Source organism: Williamsia muralis, assembly GCF_002735905.1.
In the GTDB taxonomy this organism is placed as follows: Bacteria; Actinomycetota; Actinomycetes; order Mycobacteriales; family Mycobacteriaceae; genus Williamsia; species Williamsia muralis_A.
The window spans coordinates 81221-102216 of record NZ_PEBD01000008.1 but is presented as its reverse complement, the minus strand read 5'-3'; the positions used below and the strand labels follow the sequence as shown (position 1 = coordinate 102216).

The window sequence follows — 20996 nt, the reverse complement described above, 5'->3', positions numbered from 1 at the left end:
ATCCTCGCTGGTGGTCACGTGCTGATCCCACCGTACGTCGCCACCTGCTGTCGCCGACCGAAAAGCATTCGAAGGACCGAGTCAGGAGAGAACCACTGTTCCGTCGGCCTCGACGTGCCAGCCGGGGTTGTGCGCGATCTCCCAGATGAGGCCGTTGGGATCCCGCACCTGTGCGTGGAAGATGCCTCCGAAAGCGCCCGGCTGTGGTGGTTTGACCACGGCCCCGCCGGCCGCGACCATGGCATCGGCGACCGCACGCACACCGTCCTGACTGTCGACATTGTGGGCGACTGTCGCGCCGGATATCGATGGGGCATCAGCCAGGCCGACGTCTTCGGCGAACTTCTCTGCGTCGAAGAACCCGAGAACAAGACCGGGCGCGATCTGGAAGAAGATGATCTCACCCTCCACGTCCATGAGCGGCTTCCATGCGAGCCCGTTCACATAGAACTGCCGTGCGGCGTCGAGGTCGGCGGTGGCGAAAGTCAGGAAGTGGATCTGCTGTTCGAGTTGCACCCTTCTCACGCTAGGTCAAGGCCACCACGATCTCGTGAACGTTTCGGACATTGCGCAGGCGATGTCAACGGGGAGGGACCAGGTACGGGATCACCCGGACGTAGACGACCATGCCGACCACCTCGACCAGCGTCTGCGTGACCACCACGGCCGCTGCCAGTTCGTAGCCCGCCGGCAGGGCGAGGGCCAGCGGGAGGACCACGAGTGAGTTGCGGGTGGCACCGCTGAAGACCAGCGCCCGGCGACCGGGGTTGTCGAACGCGAACCTCGAGGCCACCCAGCGACCCACAAAAGCCATCACGACCAGGAAGAGAACATAGAACGGCACAACCGCGACGACGTCACCGAGACTGCCGGACACCTTCGGTATCTGCGACGCGACAACCACGAGCAGCACGATGACCATCAGCGGCACCATGGTGGCTGTCGCACCCGAATGAACTCGACGCGCAAGCGGGAGACGCAACGCCAGCGTCTGGGTGACCCACGCGAGCAACAGTGGCATCACGATGAGGATCACAAAAGCCTCGACGAGAGGGCGCACCGCGATGATCTGGGCGAGGTCCGATCCGAGGAACACGGCAAGGTAGACCGGTAACAACAACATCTGCGCCAAGAGCAGCAGTGGCGTCGCAGCCAGCAACCGATGTGCGCTGCCCCCTGCGAGCCCGGAGAACACGATCACGTAATCGATACAGGGACTGAGCAGCACGAGAAGCACCCCGAACCGGACTGCCTGGTCGTCCGGCAAGAATGCGAACATCGCCCCGACCACCAACGGGACGATGGCGAAGTTGAGTACTCCGACAGCGCCCAGGAACCGGCGGTCTCGCAGCGATCGGGCGAGGTCACGGGTGGGGATCTGCAGAAACGTCACGTAAAGGAGCGCGCCGAGAGCCGGATTGATGGCCCAGTCCAGCGACTCGCCGGCGCCCGGTGCGACGAGGCCGAGAACGATGCCGGCACCGATGGCCGCCACGTAGGCGATCACTTGCCTCCGGTCGAGGAACTCGATCAACGCCGACGGTCGATGACGCACTGCCCCTCGCTTTCTGGTCCGCACGATCTTCTCAGGGCGACCGGCCGGGTCCTTGTCGGATGCGAAGTTCGGTCGCAGGATCGATAATTGGACCATGACCACTCTGAGCAACATCCCTCCGGACGAGGTGGAGCGAATGCTCGACTTCGCGCGGCGGTGGTACCCGTACGGCGGAGGGTCGGCCGACGACATCCTGGTGGAGTTCGGCATCGGGGAGCGGGACTACTTCGAGCGCCTCACCGATGCGCTCGACACCGATCAGGCCGGTGGTCAGGACCAGTCCGTCGTCGCCGCGATCCGTCAGGTGTGCACCCGCCGCCTCGCATGACTTCGCCGGTGTGAACTGGGCTTCCCATCTGGGTCGGACAGGAACTATAGAGCGGCTACAATTTTGCGGCATGACCTCCGGGCACTGGGAGCAGAACTCGAATGAGGCGCAGGCAACGTATTTCGCCGCGCAACTCGAGTTGTGGGCAACGCAAATCGAAGAAGAGTTGACCAACAACAAGGTGTCCGCGGAGACGCACTCGCGCAAACGGTTCGAGCTGTACGAGGTCCGTCGACAGATCGATGCACTTCGCCGACGATTTCCGGCCGCCTTCAGCGTCTGAGGCGTCAATGGTGCTCGGACGACCGGGTTTTCGTGACGCGCCGTTGGTGCTTCCCTCCGTTGCTCCGAGGTCGTGCCGATGGGCGATTTCTTCACACGGCCGGTGAAACGCGGTCGGCTCACGTACGATTGCGCCGCCAGGAAGTCGAGACGACGCGCTTCGAGTCACGTCGAGGTGTGGCCCGAGCCGGCCTGCCCGTGATTCCACCGCGTGACGACGAGTAGGAGCCGGCGATGACCGCCGAAGCAACGACGACAAACAACGCCGCAACGGTGATCATCGGTCAGAAGGTCAACCCCGGAACCGAACGTGCATTCGCCATCTGGCAGGACGACATGAATGCCGCGGCCGCCCGGTACCCAGGATTCATCGCCGCCGAGACTGCGCAACCGACAGACGTGCAGCCCGACTGGGTGGTGGTGTATCGCTTCGACTCGGTGGCTCACGTGCAGGCCTGGATCAACAGCGCCACCCGGCAAGAGCATCTTGACAGGGGCCGTGAGTACTTCGACGGCCCCGCGACGCAACAGGTCATCACCGGTGGCGCGGCCCCGGTGGATCCGCTTGTCACCGTGGTGGTGACACACCGGGTGTCGCCGGAGCACGTCGACGACTTTCTCGAATGGCAGGGCCGCATGCGCGAGGCCGAGGCCGGGTTCAAGGGGTTTCGCGGCACCGAACTGTTCCGGCCCATCGAGGGCCTGCAGAACGAGTGGACGGCGTTGTACCGCTTCGACAGTGCCGCCGACCTGGATGCATGGCTCATCTCACGTGAGCGGCAAATCCTGCTGGACGAGGGGAAGAAGTTCAACGAGTTCGAGTTGCGCACCATCGACAACTCATTCGGTAGCTGGTTCGCGTTCGATCAAGACGGGCACCGTGCGCCGATACCGTCGGATACGAAGATGTCCACCGCGGTCTGGGTAGGTCTCTACCCCACCGTGGTCCTGCTGTCGCTTGCCCTTTCGCCCTTGGGGATGCCGCTGTGGCTGGGGCTTCTGATCGGCAACCTGCTGTCGAGCTTTGTGATGACGTTCTTCACGATGCCGTACTACGTCAACAAGATCCTCGGTCACTGGTTGTACCCGACACCGAACACCCCGACGAAGCAGACCAATCTGCGTGGGTTCGCCGTGATCGCCGGCGTGATGGCGCTGTGGACTGTGGTGTTCTACCTCGTCACGGTGGTGTTCTGGACCCTGCCATGACGACGGCCGATGAGAACGCCGATCAGAACTGGGTTCGTTCTAGCCAGGTGTCCCACACCTGACGGTCGCCGAGGATCTCGATGTCCGCTTCCTCCGTCGTCTTCCGGCGGCTGATCGCCAACAGTAGGTTCGTTGCCTGTCCCCGCACAGCCGCGTCTGCTTTCGCGTGGCGGTGGTCCCACACCACCGCTCCTTCTTCTCCGAGGATGAACCACTCACCGGCCGCGCCGAGATCGGCCTCGTCAGCGTGTAGATGCAGCGTGGCCCCGTCACTCAGGGGAGCCGTAGGACCCGCCGGCCGAGCCGCCATCAGGCCCAGCCATTCGGAGATGCCGTCGGCTGCGAGATCAGGTTGCAGTTGGTACCGAAGGTCAAGTGCCAGTTCGGCATCGGCGCGATGCACCGTGGATTCGTGGAGGCGACGCCGGATCCACCAGGCCGCGGGCTGTGGCCCGGTGAATGTCCACACAGGGGTCTCGGGGCCGGTCTCGGCGACGGCGTCGACGAGTGTTCGAACGCCTTCATGGAACCACTCGATGGCACCGTCGAGATCTTCCGGTGGCTTGCCGTTCGGCACCTGGCGCGGGTCGGCCGGGCTGTCACGTCTTTCGCCCACGATCTGCGCCGCCCAGCGATCTCCACGTCCGACGTGCCGGAACAACTGCTGAATCGTCCACTCGGGGCAAGTGGGCACGGGCTGCGCGAAGTCGGCGCTCCGGATCGCCTCGCCGAGGAGCCGGTTCTGTTCTACAAGTGCGTCGGTGTAATCCACGATCGGACAATACCGCCGATCAATGTACGACGAGAACCGAACAATCCGCGTGGTGGATGAGGCTCTGGCTGACCGAACCCAGCACGGCCCCGGCGAGCTTGCCGTGTCCACGGCTGCCCACGACCACGAGTTGCGCGGATCGGGAGAGTTCCTTGAGCCCCTTCGCCGGCCCGGTATCGGTGTAGACCTTGTTGACGTGGGCCCCGGGGAAGCGCGAACGCAATGGTGCGACCAGTTCGTCCAATTTCTGTTCCTGATTGGATTGCAAGAGGTGCAGCAAGTTCCAGTCGACCGGACCCTCGCCGTAGCCGAGCCCGACCGCGGCTCCGGTCTCCCACATGTGTGCAACCGTCACCGGTGCGCGCAGCGTGTCGGCGAGTTCGAACGCCGATTCCAGCGCGCGCGTCGAGTTCTCCGACTCGTCCACTCCGACAACAACGGGTAGCGTCTCGTCGGTGTCGGGGCAGGCCGTCCTGCGCCACACCAAGACCGGGCAGCGCGAGTTGTTGACTATCCGGATCACGTGGCCGCCGAGGATGAGATCGCTTGCCGCGCTTGTCCAGTGAGATCCGATGACCACCAACCTCGCAGTGGCCGAGACCTTTTCAAACGCCGGACCGACGGCCTCGTTCACAATGTGTCGATCGATGATCAGGTCAGGATGCACCGCCCGGATGACCGATTCCGCCTCGTCGATCTTCTTGCGGCCCTCCTCGGCGAGTTCGGTGGCCAACGCCTCGGGCGTGAACACCATCGCGTTGGCGAAATACCAGTCGATCCGAGGTATGGCGTGGAAGAGGGAAAGGGCCGAATCGCTTGCGGCGGCATAGTCCGCCGCCCATCGGGCGGCGCCGAGTGCGGCCTCGGAACCATCGATCCCCACGACGATGGCCGGTGCGTTGCTGGCGTCGGTGTTCATCTCACATCCTCGGTCCGGTGAACCGGATGATCGAGGCCAGCGGATCGCTGGAAACAGTGCCCGGCTCGCTTCGAACTCTATGTCGGCGGTGTCGGCGACATCAACGCATTCGAGGTCGCGATGCGATCACCTACTGACCGTCGGACGTGCCCTCACTGCCGCCGAGCGCGTGGTCGCGTTCTTCTCCGGTGCCTTCTTCGCCCGCTTCGTAGGTCTTCTTCTGCTCGGCCGTCTCGTCGGTCTCGCCGACAGGCTCTTCGTTTTCATGCGGAAAGGTCATGGGGTCCTCTCATCGGTTACACGTCGTCCTGTGGTGACCACCGTACGGGGCGCCGATCGCGTCTCTCGATCGTCCGTGGTGAGCGACCGAGAGCCCCACGGCGTACGTGGGGCTCTCGGTGACCGGCTCCCGCTGGCGTGCTATTCCCTAGCGGCCTCGACGTCATCGGCCTTGACGGCATCGGTCTCGACCTCGTCCCTCGCATTCGGGAGGAAGTGATAGCCCAGGCAGACGATTGCGAAGAAGAGGTAGCCGAGAGCTATCTCCGGGGCTGCTGCCCACTCGACCTCGGGAGCGTGGATGAGGCCGATGAATGTCAGCGCCGCACCGGCCACGGAGGCGAGTGCTGCGTAGAGGAACTTCTTGTCGATGATGAAGGTGACCATGGTGCCGAGAACCAGGCCTACCAGGACGGCCCCCTCCCCGAGCGCTTTGAGTCCCTCGTAGACCACGCCAGCGCCGTCGAGCGAGTCGTAACCGACCTCACCGGCCGTGGTGCCTGCCGCGCTGAGTGCATTGTCGATCAGTCCTGTCGCCCATTGAGCGAGGTTGGGGATGATGGCGATGACCACCGCCACTGCGTGGATGCGGGGGACGGCCTGGAAGGCCTGCGCGCCGATGAGCAATCCGATGTACAGGAGGATGGGGACGATCGCCGGCACGGGCAGCAGGGAGTCGAGCACCCCGAAAAGACCGAGGAAACAGAGCAACCCGATCGCGACGCCGCTGGCAAGTGAGTAACTCGTGCGACCGCCGGCGTCTTTCCAGCCGGGGTGGCCGATGTACACCGCCGGTGGAAAGGGTGAGCCGAATGCGGATCCGATGACCGCGCCGGCGCCATCGGCGAGGAGCACACTGCGCAGGTTGTAGCTGTCCCCGGCCGCTGCCGCGCTCTCGACGTTGCTCATCGCCTCGGTGAAGTTGTACACACCGAGCGGGATCGCGGTACCGAGCAGTGGTGCAAGATCTTTCAAGCCGTCGAACAGCATGTCGAAGCGCTGGTCGGGAACGCCGACGGCGATGTCGCTCACGGCGTCCGACACCGCCGGCGCGTCCATGAATCCACCGGCCCATCCGATGGCAGTTCCGACGAGGAGAGCGGCCAGACCGACCGGGATGTTGCCGGGCAGACGAACATTGGTGAAGAAGCCGATGAGGATGATCGCCAGCACTGGGAGACCGATCCATGCCGCCTCCCACATCTGGGCTGCCGGGCGCATGGAGATGAACGTGATCGAGATGCCTGCCAGTGTGCCGAGCATGGCCGCTCGAGGAGTGATCTTGCGGATGTACGGCCCGACGAATGCGCCGATCATCACGATCACACCGATCATGAAGGCCCACGCCAGTCCCGCCTGCCATGCCGCCATCGCGTCGTTGGTGTTGAGGTAGACGGGCAGCATCACGACGAACACGACGATGAACATGTGTGGCACGCTCGGGCCGTACGGGAGGGCGGTGACGTCGGTGCGGTTCTCCGTGGTGGCCAGCCGTCGTGCCAGGAACGTGTAGTAGAGGTTCCCCAGTATCAGCGCAACACCAAGCGCCGGAAGGACTGTGCCGAGAACATCGCCGGCAGGCACGCTGACGACACCGATCATCAGCCCCGTCAGGGTCAGGACGTTGACCAGGATGTTGAAACCCAATCCGAAGAAGGCATTGGTGTCGCCGCGTGTCCACCAGGCGACGGTCACCTTGTGGTCAGTGGGGGAAGGGGGAGTAGCCGCCGTTTTGTTGACTTCTGTACTCATTGTCGTGCTTCCTGTCAGCTGTGTTGCATAGGATCGGGGATGAGAGACAGGGCGGCGATTGCCGCCGTGGAATCGGCAACCCAGCCGAAAATTCCACCTTGCGCGCTGATCATTTCCAGACCGACGCGCTGAAACTCGGGAAAATACGAACCGACACAATCGGATACGACGAGGCATTCGTACCCGCGGTCGTTCGCCTCCCTGGTTGTGGTGTGCACACACACCTCGGTGGTGACCCCGGTGACCAGCAGATGGGTGATGCCCGCACCGGTGAGGATCTGCTGCAGATCGGTGCCGTAGAACGCGCCTTTCCCGGGTTTGTCGATCACGATCTCACCCGCGACCGGTGCCAGCTCATCGACGATGTCGTGGCCGTACTCACCTTGGATCAGTATCCGGCCGTATCGACCAGGATCGCCTATCCTCTTCGAGGCTGCACCCCGGCGGAGTTTGCTTGGAGGGCAATCGGATAGATCGGGCTTATGACCCTCGCGGGTGTGAACGATCATGATGCCGGCGGATCGGGCAGCATCGATCAAGGCCGCAAGTGGTGGAACCACATCGAGGAGCAGCTCCACGTCGTTCCCGAGACTCTCACCGAAGCCGCCCGGCAAGAGGAAGTCGCGTTGCATGTCGATGACGAGCAGCGCCGTCCGGCCCGGTACGAGGGGAAACGGCTCCGGCACCGCGGTGTCGACGGTGATGGCGATCATGAGTTCTCCTCGTGGGACGGGACTGGGGTGGTGAGGGTTTGGTGGATCTGGGTGGCTGGTGAGGTGTCGCGTGGCTCGTCGAGGAGCCGCGCTGCGAGGTCGAGGACCGTGTCGTCGGACAGGGCAGGGCCGAGTATCGTCACGCTCAGCGGGCGACCATCGCCGGTGTGACCCACGGGAACTGCTACGCCGGTGAGGTCGAGCAGATTGCCGAAGTGCGTGTAGTGCCCCAGCATCGTGTTGCAGTCGATGGGCCGCTCCAGTACTTGCGCCACTGTGAAGGTGGTGCCGATGGTGGGGACAACCAGCACGTCCATCTGACGCCACAGGCGTCCGACCTGTGCACGCAACTCCTGCAGCTTCTGTTGTGCGGCGAACGCGTCGACAGCGGTGTACCGCTCACCGCTCCGCAGGATGTCGCGCACCACTGGATGGATCGATTCCGGTTGTGCAGCAAGGAAGTCGGCGAACTCGACCAGTCGTTCGGCCACCCATGGCCCGGAATAGAGCAAGGCGCCGGCCTCGAGGAACGGGGACAGCGGCGCGTCCACCACCGTCGATCCACGCGAAAGCCGTTCGCGGAAGGCGAGATGGGCGGTTTCCATGTCGGAGTCGCCGAAGAAGTCGAGTTCCTGCGGCGACGGCAGACCGACACGAATCGGCGCACCGTTGTGTCTCTTGCCTCGTGCGCGTGACCACGAGTCGTTCTCGTCCTCGGCCGCCATCACGTCGAACGCCCGGTCGGCGTCGTTGATCGATCCGGCCATGATCGTGATGCAGTCCAATGACTTACATGCCGGCACCAAGCCCACCGCACTGATGACGCCGCGCGATGGCTTGAACCCGACGACGCCGTTGAGCGCGGCGGGAACCCGGCCCGATCCGGCGGTGTCGGTTGCCACGGCGAAGGGAACCTGGCCGAGGGCAACGGCGAGGGCTGAGCCCGAGCTGGAGCCCCCGGAGATCATCTCGTTGCCATACACGCTGCGCGGCACGGTGAGTGGCGTTCGAGTGCCGTTGAGCCCGGTGGCGAACTGGTCGAGGTTGGTCTTACCGACATACAGAGCGCCCGCGTCGAGGAGGTGCTGGACCACCGCCGCGGTGACCTCCGGCACGTAGGCGAAGTCGGGGCACGACAGGGTGGTCGGTACCCCGGCGACATCGATGCTGTCCTTGACCCCGAACGGCACACCGTACAGCGGAAGGGTGCGCGCCGCGGGCCGTCTCTCGATGGCTTCGGCGGCGGCGATCAGTTGTTCACGCGGCACCGTGGAGATCCAGGTGCCGTCGTCACCACGTGCGGCGATGGCGTCTGCAACACGAGCGGCGGTGGCGGCCGGGGTACCGGTGCCGGTGGCGTGCGATTCGAGTATCTCGGCGATCGAGGGTCCGAGCGTCGGGCCGGGAACCGGTTTCCGGAAAGTCATAATGTCGATTGTCGACAGAATCGTGGCGACGACGGAACGGTTGTGTGTCGATCGTGTTAGTTGTTGCTCTCAAGCCCCAGATAGGCGAGTTGCCCGTGGTTCTTGGCCGCTTCCACGGCAACTCGTGCATCGTTGGTCTCGAGTGCCTCAAGAATTCGCTCGTGCCGACGGATTCCGTCACTGGGGTCGTGGACCCGCGCCTCCGAGCGCAAATTGATGGCCATCGGGAGCTGCAACTTCAGCAGCACGGGTTCCATGGCGATGTCGAGCTGGCGATTGCCGGCCAACCCGACCACTGCGGCGTGAAAACGACGATGGGCATCGTCCTTCTCGAGGTCGTCGTCGCGTTTGTCTGCCTCGCGCATGTCGTCGAGCGCAGCCCGCACCGGGTTCAGAGCGGTGGTCACGTCGGCAAGCGGCAGAGCCTTTTCGATCGCGTGCCGCTCGAGTACGTGCCGTAGCTCGAACAGCTGCAAGATGTCCTGTGGCGACCACTCGGTGACCCGTGATCCGCGCCGAGGGAGATGCTCGACCAGCCCCTGCTGCCCGAGTAGTCGCAGCGCCTCGCGCAGGGGGGCCCGGCTGATGCCCAACCCCGCACACAACTGTTCCTCGACGATCTTGTCTCCCGGTTGCAGGGTGCCGCTGAGGATCGCGTCACGAACCCGCCTCGCGGCCACGTCGACCAGACTCACCGGTAAGCCGTCGCCTCCCACGGCTCGTTTCGGTGCTGCCACAGGTGAAACCATCCCCTCCGTCGTCGGCGTCGTCACCATTCTGTCGACAATCCTAGAGCGCGCCGACGAATGCTGGAGTTGTCGACCTGAGCCGCGACGCGGCAAGCGGTCGACCGAAAGTGTTACCTCGGAGGTCATCGCTTCAACACACCGCAGCGCAGCAGCATGGTCATCACAACACCAACGCACGACGAAGGAGATGCGATGACCGAGATGACGGCCATGGTCGACGACTACCTGAGCGCCTGGAATGAAACCGATCCAGGCGCACGACGGACGATCGTCGAGAAGGTCTGGGACGCCGATGGGGTCTACACCGATCCACTCGCTTCGGTGACGGGCACCGAAGCGATCGATCAGGTGCTCGCCGGGGCCCAGCAACAATTCGCGGGGATGCGGTTCGTTCGGGGTGACGTGTTCGAGACGCACCACAACATCGCGCGCTTCACCTGGGAACTGGTGCCGGAGAACGGAGCAGAGGCAGTGGTGATCGGCTTCGACGTGGTCGCGGTGAACAACGAGAAGATCTCCAGCGTCTACGGGTTCATCGACAAGATGCCGGGCCAGACAGCTATGTGATGGTGAGGCCGCCGTCGACCACGATGGTCTGCCCGGTGACATACCCGCCGGCCGGTGAGGCGAGCCAGACCGCGGTGGCGGCGAGTTCTTCGGGATCGCCAGTGCGGGGCAGTACCTGCCGTGCAGCCATCTGCTGGAGATAGCCGTCGGGATACTGGGCGGTCATCTCGGACTCGAAGAATCCAGGGGCGATCGCGTTCACCCGGATGCCTTTTCGCGATCCCCACTGCTGCGCGAGATCGCGGGTGAGCCCCGAGATGGCGGCCTTGCTCGCGGAGTAGGCGGCCTGCGGAAGGCCTGCGGTGGTGATGCCGAGGACGCTCGAGATGTTGACGATCGAGCTTCCCGGCTTCATCACCCGGCCACAGGCCTGTGCGGCCCAATAGGAACCGTTGAGATTGATGTCGATGACCGACCGGAACTGCTCGGGAGTCTCCCGGGTGGCCGGCACGGCCGTACCCACTCCGGCGTTGTTGATCAAGACATCCACTCGTCCGAACTCGGTCATGGCAGCCTCGACCATCGCGGTGGCCTGCTCGACCTGCGTGATGTCGGTGACCACCGACAGGGAGGTACCTCCCACGGACTCGACCAGCGCGGCGGTCTTCTCGAGCTTGTCGGCGCGGCGGGCGGCGAGCACCACGCGGGCTCCGGCCTCCGCGAACCCCTTGGCAAAGGCAACCCCCAGGCCGGACGAGGCGCCGGTGACGATCACCACCCGGTCATCGAGCCGAAAGCGGTCGAGCACGGTCATGAGAACTCCTCTTCGATCGTCGAACACCCACCCACGGGCAGCAGTCGAACATGCGCTCGGTGCAAAACCCGCAGTCCATAATGCTGACAGATCAACCCGGGAGATCAGTACATGACCGAAGAACAGCGTTACCTATTCGGTGACCTGCTGCGGCAGTGGCGCACCACCCGCAAGGTGCCGCAACTGGAGCTCGCGTCAGCGGCCGACGTCTCGGCGCGGCATCTGAGTTTCCTGGAGACGGGCCGATCGGTGCCGAGCCGCGCCATGGTGCTCAGACTGGCCGAGCATCTCGATGTGCCGCTGCGTGAGCGCAACCAGATGTTGCTCGCCGCCGGATATGCCCCGTCCTACGGTGAGACGCCGCTCGACGGGTCCCGAATGACCATGGTGCGGAGCGCTTTACGTCAGGTGCTGGCCGCGACCGAACCGTACCCGGCCCTGGCGGTGGACCGGCACTGGAATCTCGTGGACGCCAATGCAGCAGTTGCCGCCTTCACCGACGGTGCTCCCGACGACCTGCTGGAACCCCCGTTCAACGTGCTCGAGTTCAGCCTCGACCCGCGGGGGCTCGGGCCCAGGATCATCAACCATCGGCAGTGGCGCAGACACTTGCTCGAACGACTCGACCGACAGATCAGGGTGACCGGCGACCCGGAACTGAAAGCACTGCTGGCCCGCCTCCTGCAGTATCCGGAGCCCGACGCGGACGAGGATGCCGACGCAGGTGCCACCCTCTCCGGCGATGTTGCGATCTACCTGAGGCTGCGCAGCGATCGGGGTGAGCTGTCGTTCTTCAGCACGGTCACCACGTTCGGTACCCCGCTCGACGTGACGGTCGACGAACTCAGCGTAGAGAGCTTCTATCCGGCCGACGACAAGACTGCGGAGTTCCTGCGACTTCGTTGATCGATGACGCGGGAATGCACGGCTGCGGTGAGCGTTGGCATCGAGGGAGAGAAAGAGGCGAACCATGTCGAGAACGCAATTGATCCCTGGCCCCGACCATCCGATCACGGTGGAACCGAGCACCCACTCGGTGACCGTGACCGCAGGCGGCACGCTCGTCGCCGCCACCGACAAGACGCTCACCCTGCGTGAGGCGTCCTACCCGCCGGTGGCGTACGTGCCGCTGGCTGCGGTCGATCCAAAAGTGCTGCAACGCAGCGACACCGAGAGCTACTGCCCGTTCAAGGGCAGTGCCTCCTACTTCGATGTCGTCACCGACGAAGGCGTCATCAAAGATGCAGCCTGGACGTACGAGGAACCCTACGACGCGGTTGCGCCGATCGCCGGGCACCTCGCCTTCTATCCCGACCGGGTCGACATCGCTGTTGACCCTGCGAACTGAGGCCTCAGAACCCGCCGGCCACCCGCACCACGGCCCGGCCTGAGAACTCTCCCGCGCGAACCTGGTCGATCACGCCGACCACGTCTTTGACGTCGACCTCCGAAAGAATGTTCGCGAGGTGCCTGGGGGCGAGCGGTCCGGCAAGTGCAGCCCAGATGGTTCGTCGAGGCTCGATCGGCATCTGCACCGAGTCCATGCCGAGCAGGGCGACACCGCGCAGGATGAACGGCAGCACGGTGGTGGCCAACGCAGGTCCGCCGGTCAGGCCGCTGGCAGCCACAGCGCCGCCGTACTTGATGCCGCTCAGCACCTCGGCGAGCGTCTTGCCGCCGACACAGTCGACGGCGCCCGCCCACTGGGCCTTGCCGAGCGGGCGGGGTTTGGCATCCGGGTCCAATGGCAGTCGGCCGATGACGTCGGCGGCACCGAGTTGTCGCAGCCTATCGCCCGCGTCCGCCTTCCCCGTGGACGCAACCACCTCGAAGCCCTGACCCGCCAGGATGTCGACGCTGACAGAACCGACGCCGCCGGTTGCGCCGGTCACCAGTACCGGGCCGTCGGCGGGGGAGATCCCGCGATCGAGCAGTGCTTGCACGCTCATCGCCGCGGTGAACCCGGCGGTCCCGATCGCGGCACCGTCGCGTGGCGAGAGTTCCCCGAGGGCAACCACCCAGTCGGCCGGAACGCGTGCGTATTCGGCGTAGCCGCCGTGGCGGCCGGTGCCGATCTCGTAGCCGTGGGCGAGGACCAGATCGCCGACCGCGAAGTCGGGTGACTTGGACTCCACGACCTCGCCGGTGAGGTCGATGCCGGGAACGATCGGATAGTCGCGTACCACACCGCCTTTCGGTGTCAGAGCAAGTGCGTCCTTGTAGTTGACACTGGAATACAACACGCGGATCGTGACGTCTCCCGTATCCGCGGTGGGAGTGCCACCTTCGGGCAAGAACGATGCATCCACGGTCTCGATCGCCGTCTCGATACCGTCGTCGGTCTGTCGCGCCACCAGGGCTGAGAACTGATCCATGAAGCGACGTTAACGCCACCGACCGCACGGTTGGACGACGGGGCAGTCCGAACGTATGAACTCATGCCGGGCGGCAGACCCCTGTTGGGGGCATCGCAGGGCTGGCACGATCGATTGCGGATCATCAGCGGAAGAAAGGTGAGAAATGCCCAGCCCCGTCACTCTTGTTCCATCGCCGGACTCGGACGACACCCGCCGCATCAGCGCGTTGCTGATCAACGGTGAACGCACCGATAGGGTCTCGACCACGGCAAACGTTCCACTGGCGGATGATGCGACGCCGTGGCTGGCGCCCGCAACCCTGATCGGGATGCGGAACACACGCGACGTGGTGGTGTACGGCGACGTCAGCGAGACAGCGGTGCAGGGCAGCGTCAAAGCCCAAGACACCCTCGGTTCGTGGTTTCCGGACATCTTGGACCAGGTGACGATCACCGCTCCCATGGCGGTCGAGACCACCAGGCCCTCCGGCCGGCGCGGGGTGGGTGCCTTCTTCTCTGGTGGCGTTGATTCGTACTACACCACGCTCAAACACCTCGACGAGATCACGCATCTCATTTTCATCCACGGTTTCGACATCGATCTGTCCAACAACGATCTCGCCGAACGTACCCTCGACGCCTTACGGAAATCGGCGTCCGAGCTGGGTAAGGAACTCATCGAGGTGAAGACCGATCTGCGCGGCCGATTGGACCGGAACCGGCTCAACTGGGGACTGCAGGGCCACGGTGCGCTGCTGGCGCACGTCGGGCTCGCGTTGTCGACCGTTGTCGAAAAGATCTACGTCCCTTCGAGTTACACCGCCGACCAGTTGCACCCATGGGGTACCCATCCCGACTTGGATGGGCATTGGTCCAGCGACGCTGTCGAGTTCGTCCACGACGGGGTCGAGGCGAGTCGGGCGGCGAAGATGGAGAAGTTCATCGAGGAAGACGCCGCGATGAACAACCTGCGAGTGTGCTGGTGGAACCAGGACAACGCCTACAACTGCGGCGAATGTGAGAAGTGCCTGCGCACCATGATCAATCTCTACATCGCCGGTGGTCTCGAGCGGTGCGCCACGTTGCCCGACAAGATCTCCATCGAGGCGATCGACCGGTTGCATTTCAATCGCGATGCGAAACTCTTTGTGGCAGAGAACCTTGCCGAACTGCGGGCCGGCGACATCGACGACCCGGAGCTCGAAGCGGCGCTGCAACGGGTTCTCGACAGGTCGAAGTTCAAGGACTTCTCGACGATGGCGAAGTTCGTGGCCATCGGCGTGAAGAACATCCTCACACCGCAAGGTGTGCGATTCCTGATCGGTCTCTACCGGCCGGCGCTGAACAAAGACCTCGTCGCCTGAGCACAGCAACAACGACGTCGGCCGCGACCCAAGAACCCTGGGGCGCGGCCGACGACTTTTGTGGGACTAGACGCCCAGCGAAGGAGCGAGCGTTCCGTACCAGGATTCCTTGAGGCGGTCCTCCCAGTGGGTCCACCAGTGCACACCCTCCGGCGTGATGTGGACTTGCGGGTTGACGCCGGCGACACGAAGACTGGCGATGTAGAGCTGGCTGCTGATCGCCGCCGCGGTCTCCAGCGGCACCATCTGGGAGAACTTGATCGGGTCGAATGCCGGGCTCGCCGGGTTGAAGATCGGGTTCGTCCGCGGCGAACCCGCACCTGAGGACACGTACACACGCTTGCCACGCAGGTTTCCGGTGTGCAGCGAGGGATCATTCGCCGTCCAGGCTCCGGCCGGCCACAGGCCCCACATGTTCACCGGGTTGCCGCCCATCTCGAGGACGGATGCGGCGATGCCTTGTGCAAATCCCGGTGTGCTGACCGTCGGGTAACCGCTGTACGACGCCACACCCTGGTAGAAGTCGGGGTGCTTGGAAGCTAGGTTCAGTGCGGAGGTACCGCTCATCGAGAGTCCGGCAATGGCGTTGCGCCGGTTGTCGCTGTTGAACGCCGACTTCAGGTAGGCGGGCAGCTCCCGGGTGAGGAAGGTTTCCCACTTCTGCCGGCCTAGGGTCGGGTCGTCGCGCTGCCAATCGGTGTAGAAACTGCCGCCGCCGCCGAAGGGGATCGCCACATTCACGTTCTTGCCCGCGAAGAACTGCTGCACATCGGTCTCGATGAGCCAGCCGCTGTTGTTGTTGGGTGCGCGCAGGCCGTCGAGCAGGTAGAGGGTGGCGTGGCTACCGCCGCCCGACGCGGGGAGAACGCGGACGGGAATGTTCTTGTTCATCGCAGCGGAGTAGACGTAGACCGTCTGTGGGGCTGCCGACGCAGTGCCGGGTGCCGCGGCCACCGAGACCGCCACTCCGGCCACAAGGGCAAGGGCTCCGGCGACGAACTTTCGCCAGGCGTGCTTCGCGCGCATCAGTTTCCTTTTGTACGTGGTACCAGTGAATGGTCCGATCCGGACCGGTGCTTGCCCCGGTGCCGCATGCGGCCCCGCGGGAAAGATAACAGCAAAATAACAGGGCCTTCTGCTGTATGCACGCCCGGCAACGTCGCTGGTGGAGGCGGCGATCGTGAGCTTTGCGAGCGACCCTGTATCACCTGCATCGCTGTTGATAACTAACCTGCCGCGAACCCGATGATGTGCCCTTGTGGCGAAGAAATCCCCAGGTGGGGTTCGCCAGAAGGGCACATCATCGGGTCGGGTGGGGTCAGGCGTCGGTGTAGACCGTCCCGCGGCGGAGCATCAAGGTGAGGCCGACGGTCAAACCGGTGCCGACAAGTATCACGATGGAGACGGTGTTGAGCCCGCTGACGGTGGGTGCGACGCTACCGGCGACCGCCGACGACGCCAGGATGGTCGTGGCGATCGACGTGCCGACGCCCTGCCCGGCAGTGCGAACGACGGTGTTGAGACCGGTTGCCTCGCTGGTGTTCTCGACCGGAACCTCTTCCACGATGAGGTTCGGCAGGGCTGTATAGGCAAACGACGTCGCGATGGACACGGTGACCACCATGACAAACATTCCGACCTTCGAATCGTGGAACATCATCAGCATCACGCCCGACACCCCGTACACCAGGCCGCCGATCAGGAGTGAGACCCGCGATCCCATGGTGCGCGTGATCCGGCCGCTCAACGGGGTGAAGGCGAACCCGAGGAGTGCTGCGACGAATACCAGCAGTCCGGCGTCGGTCGGGGTCATGCCCAGGCCGAAGGGCGCGCTCGTGGGCGTCTGCAACACCAGGGGAACGATCATGTTGCTGATACCGAAAGGACCGGCGGCCAGCGTCAGCGTCGCGAGCATCGTCAACGCGACCTTGCGGTGGGCGAGAAGTCGCACGTTTGCAATCGGATCGGTGACCCGCAATTCCCACAGCACCCAGAGCGCCAGTACCACCGCACCGCCGATGAGCAGGCCGAGCGTCTTTGCGTCGCTCCACCCCCAGGTGCCGGACTTGTTGATGGCGAGCAAGATTGCCGCGATTGCGGGGGCGAAGGCGATGGTGCCGAGGAAGTCCACCTTCTGGCTGGTGCCGACCGGCCGTCGCCAGGGCAGCACGAAGAGCACAAGCAGCAAGGTGAATGCGGCGTACACGGCCGCGACGATGAAGATCATGTGCCAGCTGGCGTGATCGATCATCAAACCGGCAACGTAGGCGGACGCTGCACCGGCGGCCACTGCCGTCCCGGAGATCAGGGCGACAGCGACAGGGACCTTCACATTGGGCAGGTGTTCGCGGGCCAATCCGATGCACAGCGGCAGGATCGCGCCGGCGACGCCCTGGATCGCACGACCGATGATGATGGCACTGATGCTGTCGCCGAGGGCACTGATCAGGGACCCGATGGTGGCGGCGGCGAGGATGAACACCAGAACTCTCTCGCGTCCGTACATGTCGCCGAGCCGACCGCAGACGGCCGCTGAGGCCGCGGCGACCAGCAGAAAGGCTGTCACCGCCCAGCCGACCGTCGCTGCGTCGCTGTTGAAGTCGGCGATGATGGTCGGGATCGCCGCGAACACCATCGAGGTCTCGAAGGCGCTGATGATCTCGACGAGGACCAGGATGCCGATGATCACCCCGGTGGAGCGTCGACGGTTGAATCGTCCACGTTCGGGCAACGGCTTTTCCGGCGCCGTCGGGTCGGGAATTGTTGTCATGGGTGTCCTCCAAGTAGACGTGGTGATGTGTGACGAACGCGGCTGTCGCCGACTGCGGCGTATAGGTCTGTCGCGCAGTACATGTGGATTCGATCGGGCGAGGACGGGCTGCCTCCGCCGCGGTGAGCCAAAAGCTACAGTGACGCAGCGCACACAAACTGCTCAGTCCCACTGGCCGGAATCGGATGTTGTTCGGCCCTACGAGTCGTCGCCTGGGCGGCTTGGAGGAGACAGATGAGTCGCTGAGCCGGGCGATGTGTGATGCGGGTACGTCCGATGGGCAGGCTGGTCTCGCTCACCGGGACTGGTCTGATCCCGAAGGGTGGGCGCTGTCACAGTGCCTGCATGAAAAGAGGCGCACCAATGAGCGAAAACATTGCCGCACTGCATCGTCGGAAGTCGGCGCCCACTCGGTGGTCGGCGATCGCTGCCATGGCCGTGGTCACCCTGGCGGTGGTCTCCTGCTCATCCGGCGCGGACGAGGGCGCGGACAGCGACAAGGAGCCCGTGAAAGCAGGCCGAGTGTTGTCCGCGGCCGTGGTCGGGGGACCGGTTGCTCTCCGAGATGCGGCCCAGACCAAGTTGATCACGTACTCGTCCGAAGACGCGAGCGGGAACGCCATCGTGGTGTCCGGAACGGTTGCGGTACCCAGAACTCCCGCCCCCGACGGGGGCTACCCGGTGATCAGCTGGGCGCATGGAACCACCGGCGTGGCAGATGCGTGCGCACCGTCCGCGGCTTTTGACGGCGGTCCGACCCAGGCGTATCTCACCGAAGTCGATGCCGCATTGAATGATTGGCTGAGTAAAGGCTTTGCCGTGGTTCGCACCGACTACGAAGGTCTGGGTACTCCGGGGGTCCATCCCTATGTCAACGCTGACTCGGAGGTGAACGCGCTCACCGACATCGTGCGGGCAGCACATGAACTGGACCAGTCGATCGGCACAGACTGGTACGCAGTCGGTCACAGTCAGGGCGGACAGGCCGCTTTGTTCGCCGCCGCGGACGCTCCCGAACGTGCACCAGAGCTCGATCTGCGAGCTGCAGCGGCCATTGCGCCCGGGAGTGGGCTCGATCGACTACCGGCGTACTTCAAATCGGGTCTGCCCGGAATCGCTGCGGCACAGTCGTTTCTCCCGCTGATACTGCTCGGTGCACAAGCGGCTGACCCCTCGATTCGTCCCGAGGACCTGCTGACCGATCAGGCTCGTCCACTCCTCGACTCCGCCAGGACCGGCTGCCTGGACGATATCCGCCGCGTGCCACCGGTGGTGGACGGCCAGGTGTTCCGGGCCGATGCCGACCTCGGTCCGTTGACGGACTACATGGCGAAGCAAGAGCCCGCGACGGTGAAAGTGGTTGTGCCGACGATGATCGCTCAAAGCTCCACCGACGCGGTTGTGCCGAAATCCGGCACCGATGTCCTGGTCGACACCCTGTGTGCTCGGGGCAACCAGATCGACTACCGACTGTACGAGGGCGCAGACCACCGCCAGACCATCGGCGCCTCGTTGGGTGACATCCAGTCTTTCGTCTCCGCGGTGGAAACCGGGGCCCCGGCGACCGACGGCTGCTGACCGACAACCCTGCCCGCCCGCCCGGGGCGGGCAGGCAGGGTCAGAAGTCACTGCAGAGCGTCTTAGTTGGTGGCCAGGGCGGGCTTCTCCAGCTCGGCCACCCCGTAGGCGGCGTACGTCTCGTACTGTCCACGTCCCGAGAAGTACGGCGTCAGCCGGCTTGCGAGTTCCTCGGCCGAGAACTCGGAACCGGCTGCGTCGAAACGATTCTCGACCTCTGGGGCGTGCATCAGCGCGACCATCCTGCCGTACACGACAAACACCTGACCGTTGATCTCGTCGGACGCGGGGGAGGCGAGATACCGAACCAGGGTGGCCACCCGCTCGGGCGAAAGCGGATCGCTTCCGGAGGCACCGTTATTCGCGCCGAAGGCGTCGGCGGTCATTGCGGTGCGTGCCCGCGGGCAGATGGCGTTGGCGCGCACACCGTAGCGGGACAATCCCTGTGCGGTCGAGAGCGTCAGCGCGGTGATACCGGCCTTTGCCGCCGAGTAGTTCGGCTGGCCGGCCGAGCCGAACAGAAATGCTTCTGACGAGGTGTTGATGACACGCCCGAACACCGGTTGACCGGCGTTCTTGCTCGCTTCGCGCCAATGGACGGCGGCAGCGCGCGAGGTGGCGGCGTGACCTTTGAGGTGCACTCGGATCACGTCGTCCCAATCGGATTCGGTCAGATTGAAGATCATCTTGTCCCGCAGGATCCCGGCGTTGTTGACCAGGATGTCGAATGATCCGAATCGGGTGACCGCCTCCTGGACGAGGCGCTCGCCCATCGACCAGTCCGAGACGTCACCGGTGACCGCGACAGCTCGACCACCGGCGGACGTGATCTCCTCGACCACGAGATGCGCGTTGTCACCCATGTCGTTGACGACCACGGCGGCGCCCGCCTCGGCCAGCGCCAGGGCTTCCGCGCGTCCGAGGCCCGCGCCCGCGCCCGTGACCACGGCGACGCGGCCGGCCAGATCGAGTGTGTCCACCATGTTGAGCTCCTCAGTTCGTTGGCTACTGCAAGGAAACTAGTATTCATTCTAGTTTCGACGCAAGTGGTCAACCTTCATGTTCGGCTCGGACCCCCTCGGCCAGCAACGCGCGTGCGTCGGGGCGACCGTCGAGCAGGCGTCCGGTCCGGTACGTCACCTTCCACATGCCGTCGATCTTCTGCAGCTCCCAGCGGGTGGCGGTCACCCGCAGGACCGTGAAGTGGTCGCCATCGCGAATGATCAACTGAGACTTGCATGTTGCGATCGCTGCGTCACCATCCACGATGATGTGACCCGGCTCCAATACGTGCCCGCAGCCGCCGTCGATCCACGCCTGGTGAGCCTGCGATCTCACCATCGCCGTGATCTCGGCATGTCCGCGCATGACGCCGGTGTCCACGTCGTAGACGCCATCTTCGGTCCACAGGCGGGCCACGGCCTCGGCCGAACCGCTGTCGACGGCCGGGCCGTAGGCCGTCATCAACTCGATGATCGCCAGTTTGTCCTCGAGCAGGGTGACGCGCTCGGTGAGTGCGTGGATGAGAAGGTCCACGTCAGGGGTGGTGTCGGTCATGGATCAGCCTTTCGTTTTGTTGGCCGGAGAGAGCGGGGATTCGTAGCGCCGCCGACAGCGGCTGC

General features: G+C 64.4%; 23 protein-coding genes. 8 read left to right on the top strand and 15 right to left on the bottom strand.

What is annotated here, in order from left to right; translation table 11 throughout:
- Window positions 1–81: 81 nt before the first annotated feature.
- Entirely contained in the window at window positions 82–516 is a 435-nt protein-coding gene (locus tag CSW57_RS09445) for a VOC family protein (protein ID WP_223249151.1), read from the bottom strand.
- Window positions 517–580: 64 nt separating this feature from the next.
- A complete protein-coding gene (locus CSW57_RS09440) occupies window positions 581–1555 on the bottom strand; it encodes an arsenic resistance protein (RefSeq protein WP_223249150.1) in 975 nt (324 codons plus the stop codon).
- 94 nt (window positions 1556–1649) lie between these two features.
- Here CSW57_RS09440 and CSW57_RS09435 point away from each other — a divergent pair, with 94 nt between their 5' ends.
- From CSW57_RS09435 to CSW57_RS09425, 3 genes are all read left to right on the top strand, one after another.
- On the top strand, window positions 1650–1883 hold the full coding sequence (locus CSW57_RS09435; RefSeq protein ID WP_223249149.1) for a DUF3263 domain-containing protein: 234 nt from the start codon (window positions 1650–1652) through the stop codon (window positions 1881–1883).
- 70 nt (window positions 1884–1953) lie between these two features.
- Window positions 1954–2166, top strand: a complete 213-nt coding sequence (locus tag CSW57_RS09430; protein WP_099382569.1) for a hypothetical protein — start codon at window positions 1954–1956, stop codon at window positions 2164–2166.
- Window positions 2167–2399: 233 nt separating this feature from the next.
- Window positions 2400–3374 carry an antibiotic biosynthesis monooxygenase gene (locus tag CSW57_RS09425; protein WP_099382568.1) on the top strand — a complete coding sequence of 325 codons (975 nt, stop codon included), beginning with the start codon at window positions 2400–2402 and terminating at the stop codon, window positions 3372–3374.
- A gap of 22 nt (window positions 3375–3396) precedes the next feature.
- On the opposite strand, the gene CSW57_RS09420 is transcribed toward CSW57_RS09425, so the two are convergent.
- The 7 genes from CSW57_RS09420 to CSW57_RS09395 all read right to left on the bottom strand — a co-directional run bounded on the left by CSW57_RS09420 (window position 3397) and on the right by CSW57_RS09395 (window position 9973).
- The gene (locus CSW57_RS09420) at window positions 3397–4146 is read right to left on the bottom strand and encodes a maleylpyruvate isomerase family mycothiol-dependent enzyme (protein ID WP_099382567.1); all 750 of its coding nucleotides are present in this window, start codon (window positions 4144–4146) and stop codon (window positions 3397–3399) included.
- A 19-nt stretch (window positions 4147–4165) separates the two neighbouring features.
- A complete protein-coding gene (locus CSW57_RS09415) occupies window positions 4166–5065 on the bottom strand; it encodes a universal stress protein (RefSeq protein WP_099382566.1) in 900 nt (299 codons plus the stop codon).
- Window positions 5066–5195: 130 nt separating this feature from the next.
- Window positions 5196–5345: a hypothetical protein gene (locus CSW57_RS24425; RefSeq protein WP_165842475.1), complete on the bottom strand. Its 150-nt coding sequence runs from the start codon at window positions 5343–5345 to the stop codon at window positions 5196–5198.
- 140 nt (window positions 5346–5485) lie between these two features.
- On the bottom strand, window positions 5486–7096 hold the full coding sequence (locus tag CSW57_RS09410) for a regulator (RefSeq protein WP_099382565.1): 1611 nt from the start codon (window positions 7094–7096) through the stop codon (window positions 5486–5488).
- Window positions 7097–7110: 14 nt separating this feature from the next.
- Window positions 7111–7809 carry a cysteine hydrolase family protein gene (locus CSW57_RS09405; protein ID WP_189339196.1) on the bottom strand — a complete coding sequence of 233 codons (699 nt, stop codon included), beginning with the start codon at window positions 7807–7809 and terminating at the stop codon, window positions 7111–7113.
- Window positions 7806–9236, bottom strand: a complete 1431-nt coding sequence (gene atzF, locus CSW57_RS09400) for an allophanate hydrolase (protein ID WP_099382564.1) — start codon at window positions 9234–9236, stop codon at window positions 7806–7808. Before atzF ends, CSW57_RS09405 begins: the two co-directional genes overlap by 4 nt.
- A 56-nt stretch (window positions 9237–9292) precedes the next feature.
- The gene (locus tag CSW57_RS09395) at window positions 9293–9973 is read right to left on the bottom strand and encodes a GntR family transcriptional regulator (RefSeq protein WP_370623933.1); all 681 of its coding nucleotides are present in this window, start codon (window positions 9971–9973) and stop codon (window positions 9293–9295) included.
- Between the two features lie 204 nt (window positions 9974–10177).
- On the opposite strand from CSW57_RS09395, the gene CSW57_RS09390 reads away from it, so the two are divergent.
- On the top strand, window positions 10178–10552 hold the full coding sequence (locus CSW57_RS09390) for a nuclear transport factor 2 family protein (RefSeq protein ID WP_099383266.1): 375 nt from the start codon (window positions 10178–10180) through the stop codon (window positions 10550–10552).
- On the opposite strand, the gene CSW57_RS09385 is transcribed toward CSW57_RS09390, so the two are convergent.
- Window positions 10545–11306 carry an SDR family NAD(P)-dependent oxidoreductase gene (locus CSW57_RS09385; RefSeq protein ID WP_099382562.1) on the bottom strand — a complete coding sequence of 254 codons (762 nt, stop codon included), beginning with the start codon at window positions 11304–11306 and terminating at the stop codon, window positions 10545–10547. The genes CSW57_RS09390 and CSW57_RS09385 overlap by 8 nt on opposite strands.
- A gap of 111 nt (window positions 11307–11417) precedes the next feature.
- Between CSW57_RS09385 and CSW57_RS09380 the strand changes: the two genes are divergently transcribed.
- The gene (locus tag CSW57_RS09380; protein WP_099382561.1) at window positions 11418–12212 is read left to right on the top strand and encodes a helix-turn-helix domain-containing protein; all 795 of its coding nucleotides are present in this window, start codon (window positions 11418–11420) and stop codon (window positions 12210–12212) included.
- Between the two features lie 64 nt (window positions 12213–12276).
- Window positions 12277–12654, top strand: a complete 378-nt coding sequence (locus CSW57_RS09375) for a DUF427 domain-containing protein (protein WP_099382560.1) — start codon at window positions 12277–12279, stop codon at window positions 12652–12654.
- 4 nt (window positions 12655–12658) lie between these two features.
- Here the strand turns inward: CSW57_RS09375 and CSW57_RS09370 are convergent, their stop codons facing one another.
- Complete coding sequence (locus tag CSW57_RS09370) at window positions 12659–13681, bottom strand: acrylyl-CoA reductase family protein (RefSeq protein ID WP_099382559.1); 1023 nt, start codon at window positions 13679–13681, stop codon at window positions 12659–12661.
- Window positions 13682–13826: 145 nt separating this feature from the next.
- On the opposite strand from CSW57_RS09370, the gene CSW57_RS09365 reads away from it, so the two are divergent.
- Window positions 13827–15026: a hypothetical protein gene (locus CSW57_RS09365; protein WP_099382558.1), complete on the top strand. Its 1200-nt coding sequence runs from the start codon at window positions 13827–13829 to the stop codon at window positions 15024–15026.
- 66 nt (window positions 15027–15092) lie between these two features.
- Here the strand turns inward: CSW57_RS09365 and CSW57_RS09360 are convergent, their stop codons facing one another.
- Entirely contained in the window at window positions 15093–16052 is a 960-nt protein-coding gene (locus tag CSW57_RS09360) for an alpha/beta hydrolase (protein WP_099382557.1), read from the bottom strand.
- A gap of 292 nt (window positions 16053–16344) precedes the next feature.
- Window positions 16345–17796 (bottom strand): MFS transporter, encoded by a 1452-nt coding sequence (locus tag CSW57_RS09355; RefSeq protein ID WP_189339195.1) that lies wholly within the window; start codon window positions 17794–17796, stop codon window positions 16345–16347.
- Window positions 17797–18228: 432 nt separating this feature from the next.
- Here CSW57_RS09355 and CSW57_RS09350 point away from each other — a divergent pair, with 432 nt between their 5' ends.
- Window positions 18229–19374 (top strand): alpha/beta fold hydrolase, encoded by a 1146-nt coding sequence (locus tag CSW57_RS09350; RefSeq protein ID WP_370623953.1) that lies wholly within the window; start codon window positions 18229–18231, stop codon window positions 19372–19374.
- A gap of 62 nt (window positions 19375–19436) precedes the next feature.
- Here the strand turns inward: CSW57_RS09350 and CSW57_RS09345 are convergent, their stop codons facing one another.
- Both CSW57_RS09345 and CSW57_RS09340 read right to left on the bottom strand, forming a co-directional pair.
- Window positions 19437–20357: a 3-oxoacyl-ACP reductase gene (locus tag CSW57_RS09345; RefSeq protein WP_099382555.1), complete on the bottom strand. Its 921-nt coding sequence runs from the start codon at window positions 20355–20357 to the stop codon at window positions 19437–19439.
- A gap of 67 nt (window positions 20358–20424) precedes the next feature.
- Complete coding sequence (locus CSW57_RS09340) at window positions 20425–20931, bottom strand: nuclear transport factor 2 family protein (RefSeq protein ID WP_099382554.1); 507 nt, start codon at window positions 20929–20931, stop codon at window positions 20425–20427.
- Window positions 20932–20996: the final 65 nt, after the last annotated feature.

What these genes read in the sequence shown, in the direction of transcription:
- atzF (WP_099382564.1), bottom strand. Translation starts at nt 9,236, where the DNA reads ATGACTTTCCGGAAACCGGTTCCCGGCCCGACGCTCGGACCCTCGATC.
- CSW57_RS09410 (WP_099382565.1), bottom strand. Translation starts at nt 7,096, where the DNA reads ATGAGTACAGAAGTCAACAAAACGGCGGCTACTCCCCCTTCCCCCACT.
- CSW57_RS09405 (WP_189339196.1), bottom strand. Translation starts at nt 7,809, where the DNA reads ATGATCGCCATCACCGTCGACACCGCGGTGCCGGAGCCGTTTCCCCTC.
- CSW57_RS09355 (WP_189339195.1), bottom strand. Translation starts at nt 17,796, where the DNA reads ATGACAACAATTCCCGACCCGACGGCGCCGGAAAAGCCGTTGCCCGAA.
- CSW57_RS09345 (WP_099382555.1), bottom strand. Translation starts at nt 20,357, where the DNA reads ATGGTGGACACACTCGATCTGGCCGGCCGCGTCGCCGTGGTCACGGGC.
- CSW57_RS09375 (WP_099382560.1), top strand. Translation starts at nt 12,277, where the DNA reads ATGTCGAGAACGCAATTGATCCCTGGCCCCGACCATCCGATCACGGTG.
- CSW57_RS09370 (WP_099382559.1), bottom strand. Translation starts at nt 13,681, where the DNA reads ATGGATCAGTTCTCAGCCCTGGTGGCGCGACAGACCGACGACGGTATC.
- CSW57_RS09430 (WP_099382569.1), top strand. Translation starts at nt 1,954, where the DNA reads ATGACCTCCGGGCACTGGGAGCAGAACTCGAATGAGGCGCAGGCAACG.
- CSW57_RS09390 (WP_099383266.1), top strand. Translation starts at nt 10,178, where the DNA reads ATGACCGAGATGACGGCCATGGTCGACGACTACCTGAGCGCCTGGAAT.
- CSW57_RS09340 (WP_099382554.1), bottom strand. Translation starts at nt 20,931, where the DNA reads ATGACCGACACCACCCCTGACGTGGACCTTCTCATCCACGCACTCACC.
- CSW57_RS09350 (WP_370623953.1), top strand. Translation starts at nt 18,229, where the DNA reads ATGGCCGTGGTCACCCTGGCGGTGGTCTCCTGCTCATCCGGCGCGGAC.
- CSW57_RS09380 (WP_099382561.1), top strand. Translation starts at nt 11,418, where the DNA reads ATGACCGAAGAACAGCGTTACCTATTCGGTGACCTGCTGCGGCAGTGG.
- CSW57_RS09415 (WP_099382566.1), bottom strand. Translation starts at nt 5,065, where the DNA reads ATGAACACCGACGCCAGCAACGCACCGGCCATCGTCGTGGGGATCGAT.
- CSW57_RS09435 (WP_223249149.1), top strand. Translation starts at nt 1,650, where the DNA reads ATGACCACTCTGAGCAACATCCCTCCGGACGAGGTGGAGCGAATGCTC.
- CSW57_RS24425 (WP_165842475.1), bottom strand. Translation starts at nt 5,345, where the DNA reads ATGACCTTTCCGCATGAAAACGAAGAGCCTGTCGGCGAGACCGACGAG.
- CSW57_RS09385 (WP_099382562.1), bottom strand. Translation starts at nt 11,306, where the DNA reads ATGACCGTGCTCGACCGCTTTCGGCTCGATGACCGGGTGGTGATCGTC.
- CSW57_RS09425 (WP_099382568.1), top strand. Translation starts at nt 2,400, where the DNA reads ATGACCGCCGAAGCAACGACGACAAACAACGCCGCAACGGTGATCATC.
- CSW57_RS09360 (WP_099382557.1), bottom strand. Translation starts at nt 16,052, where the DNA reads ATGCGCGCGAAGCACGCCTGGCGAAAGTTCGTCGCCGGAGCCCTTGCC.
- CSW57_RS09365 (WP_099382558.1), top strand. Translation starts at nt 13,827, where the DNA reads ATGCCCAGCCCCGTCACTCTTGTTCCATCGCCGGACTCGGACGACACC.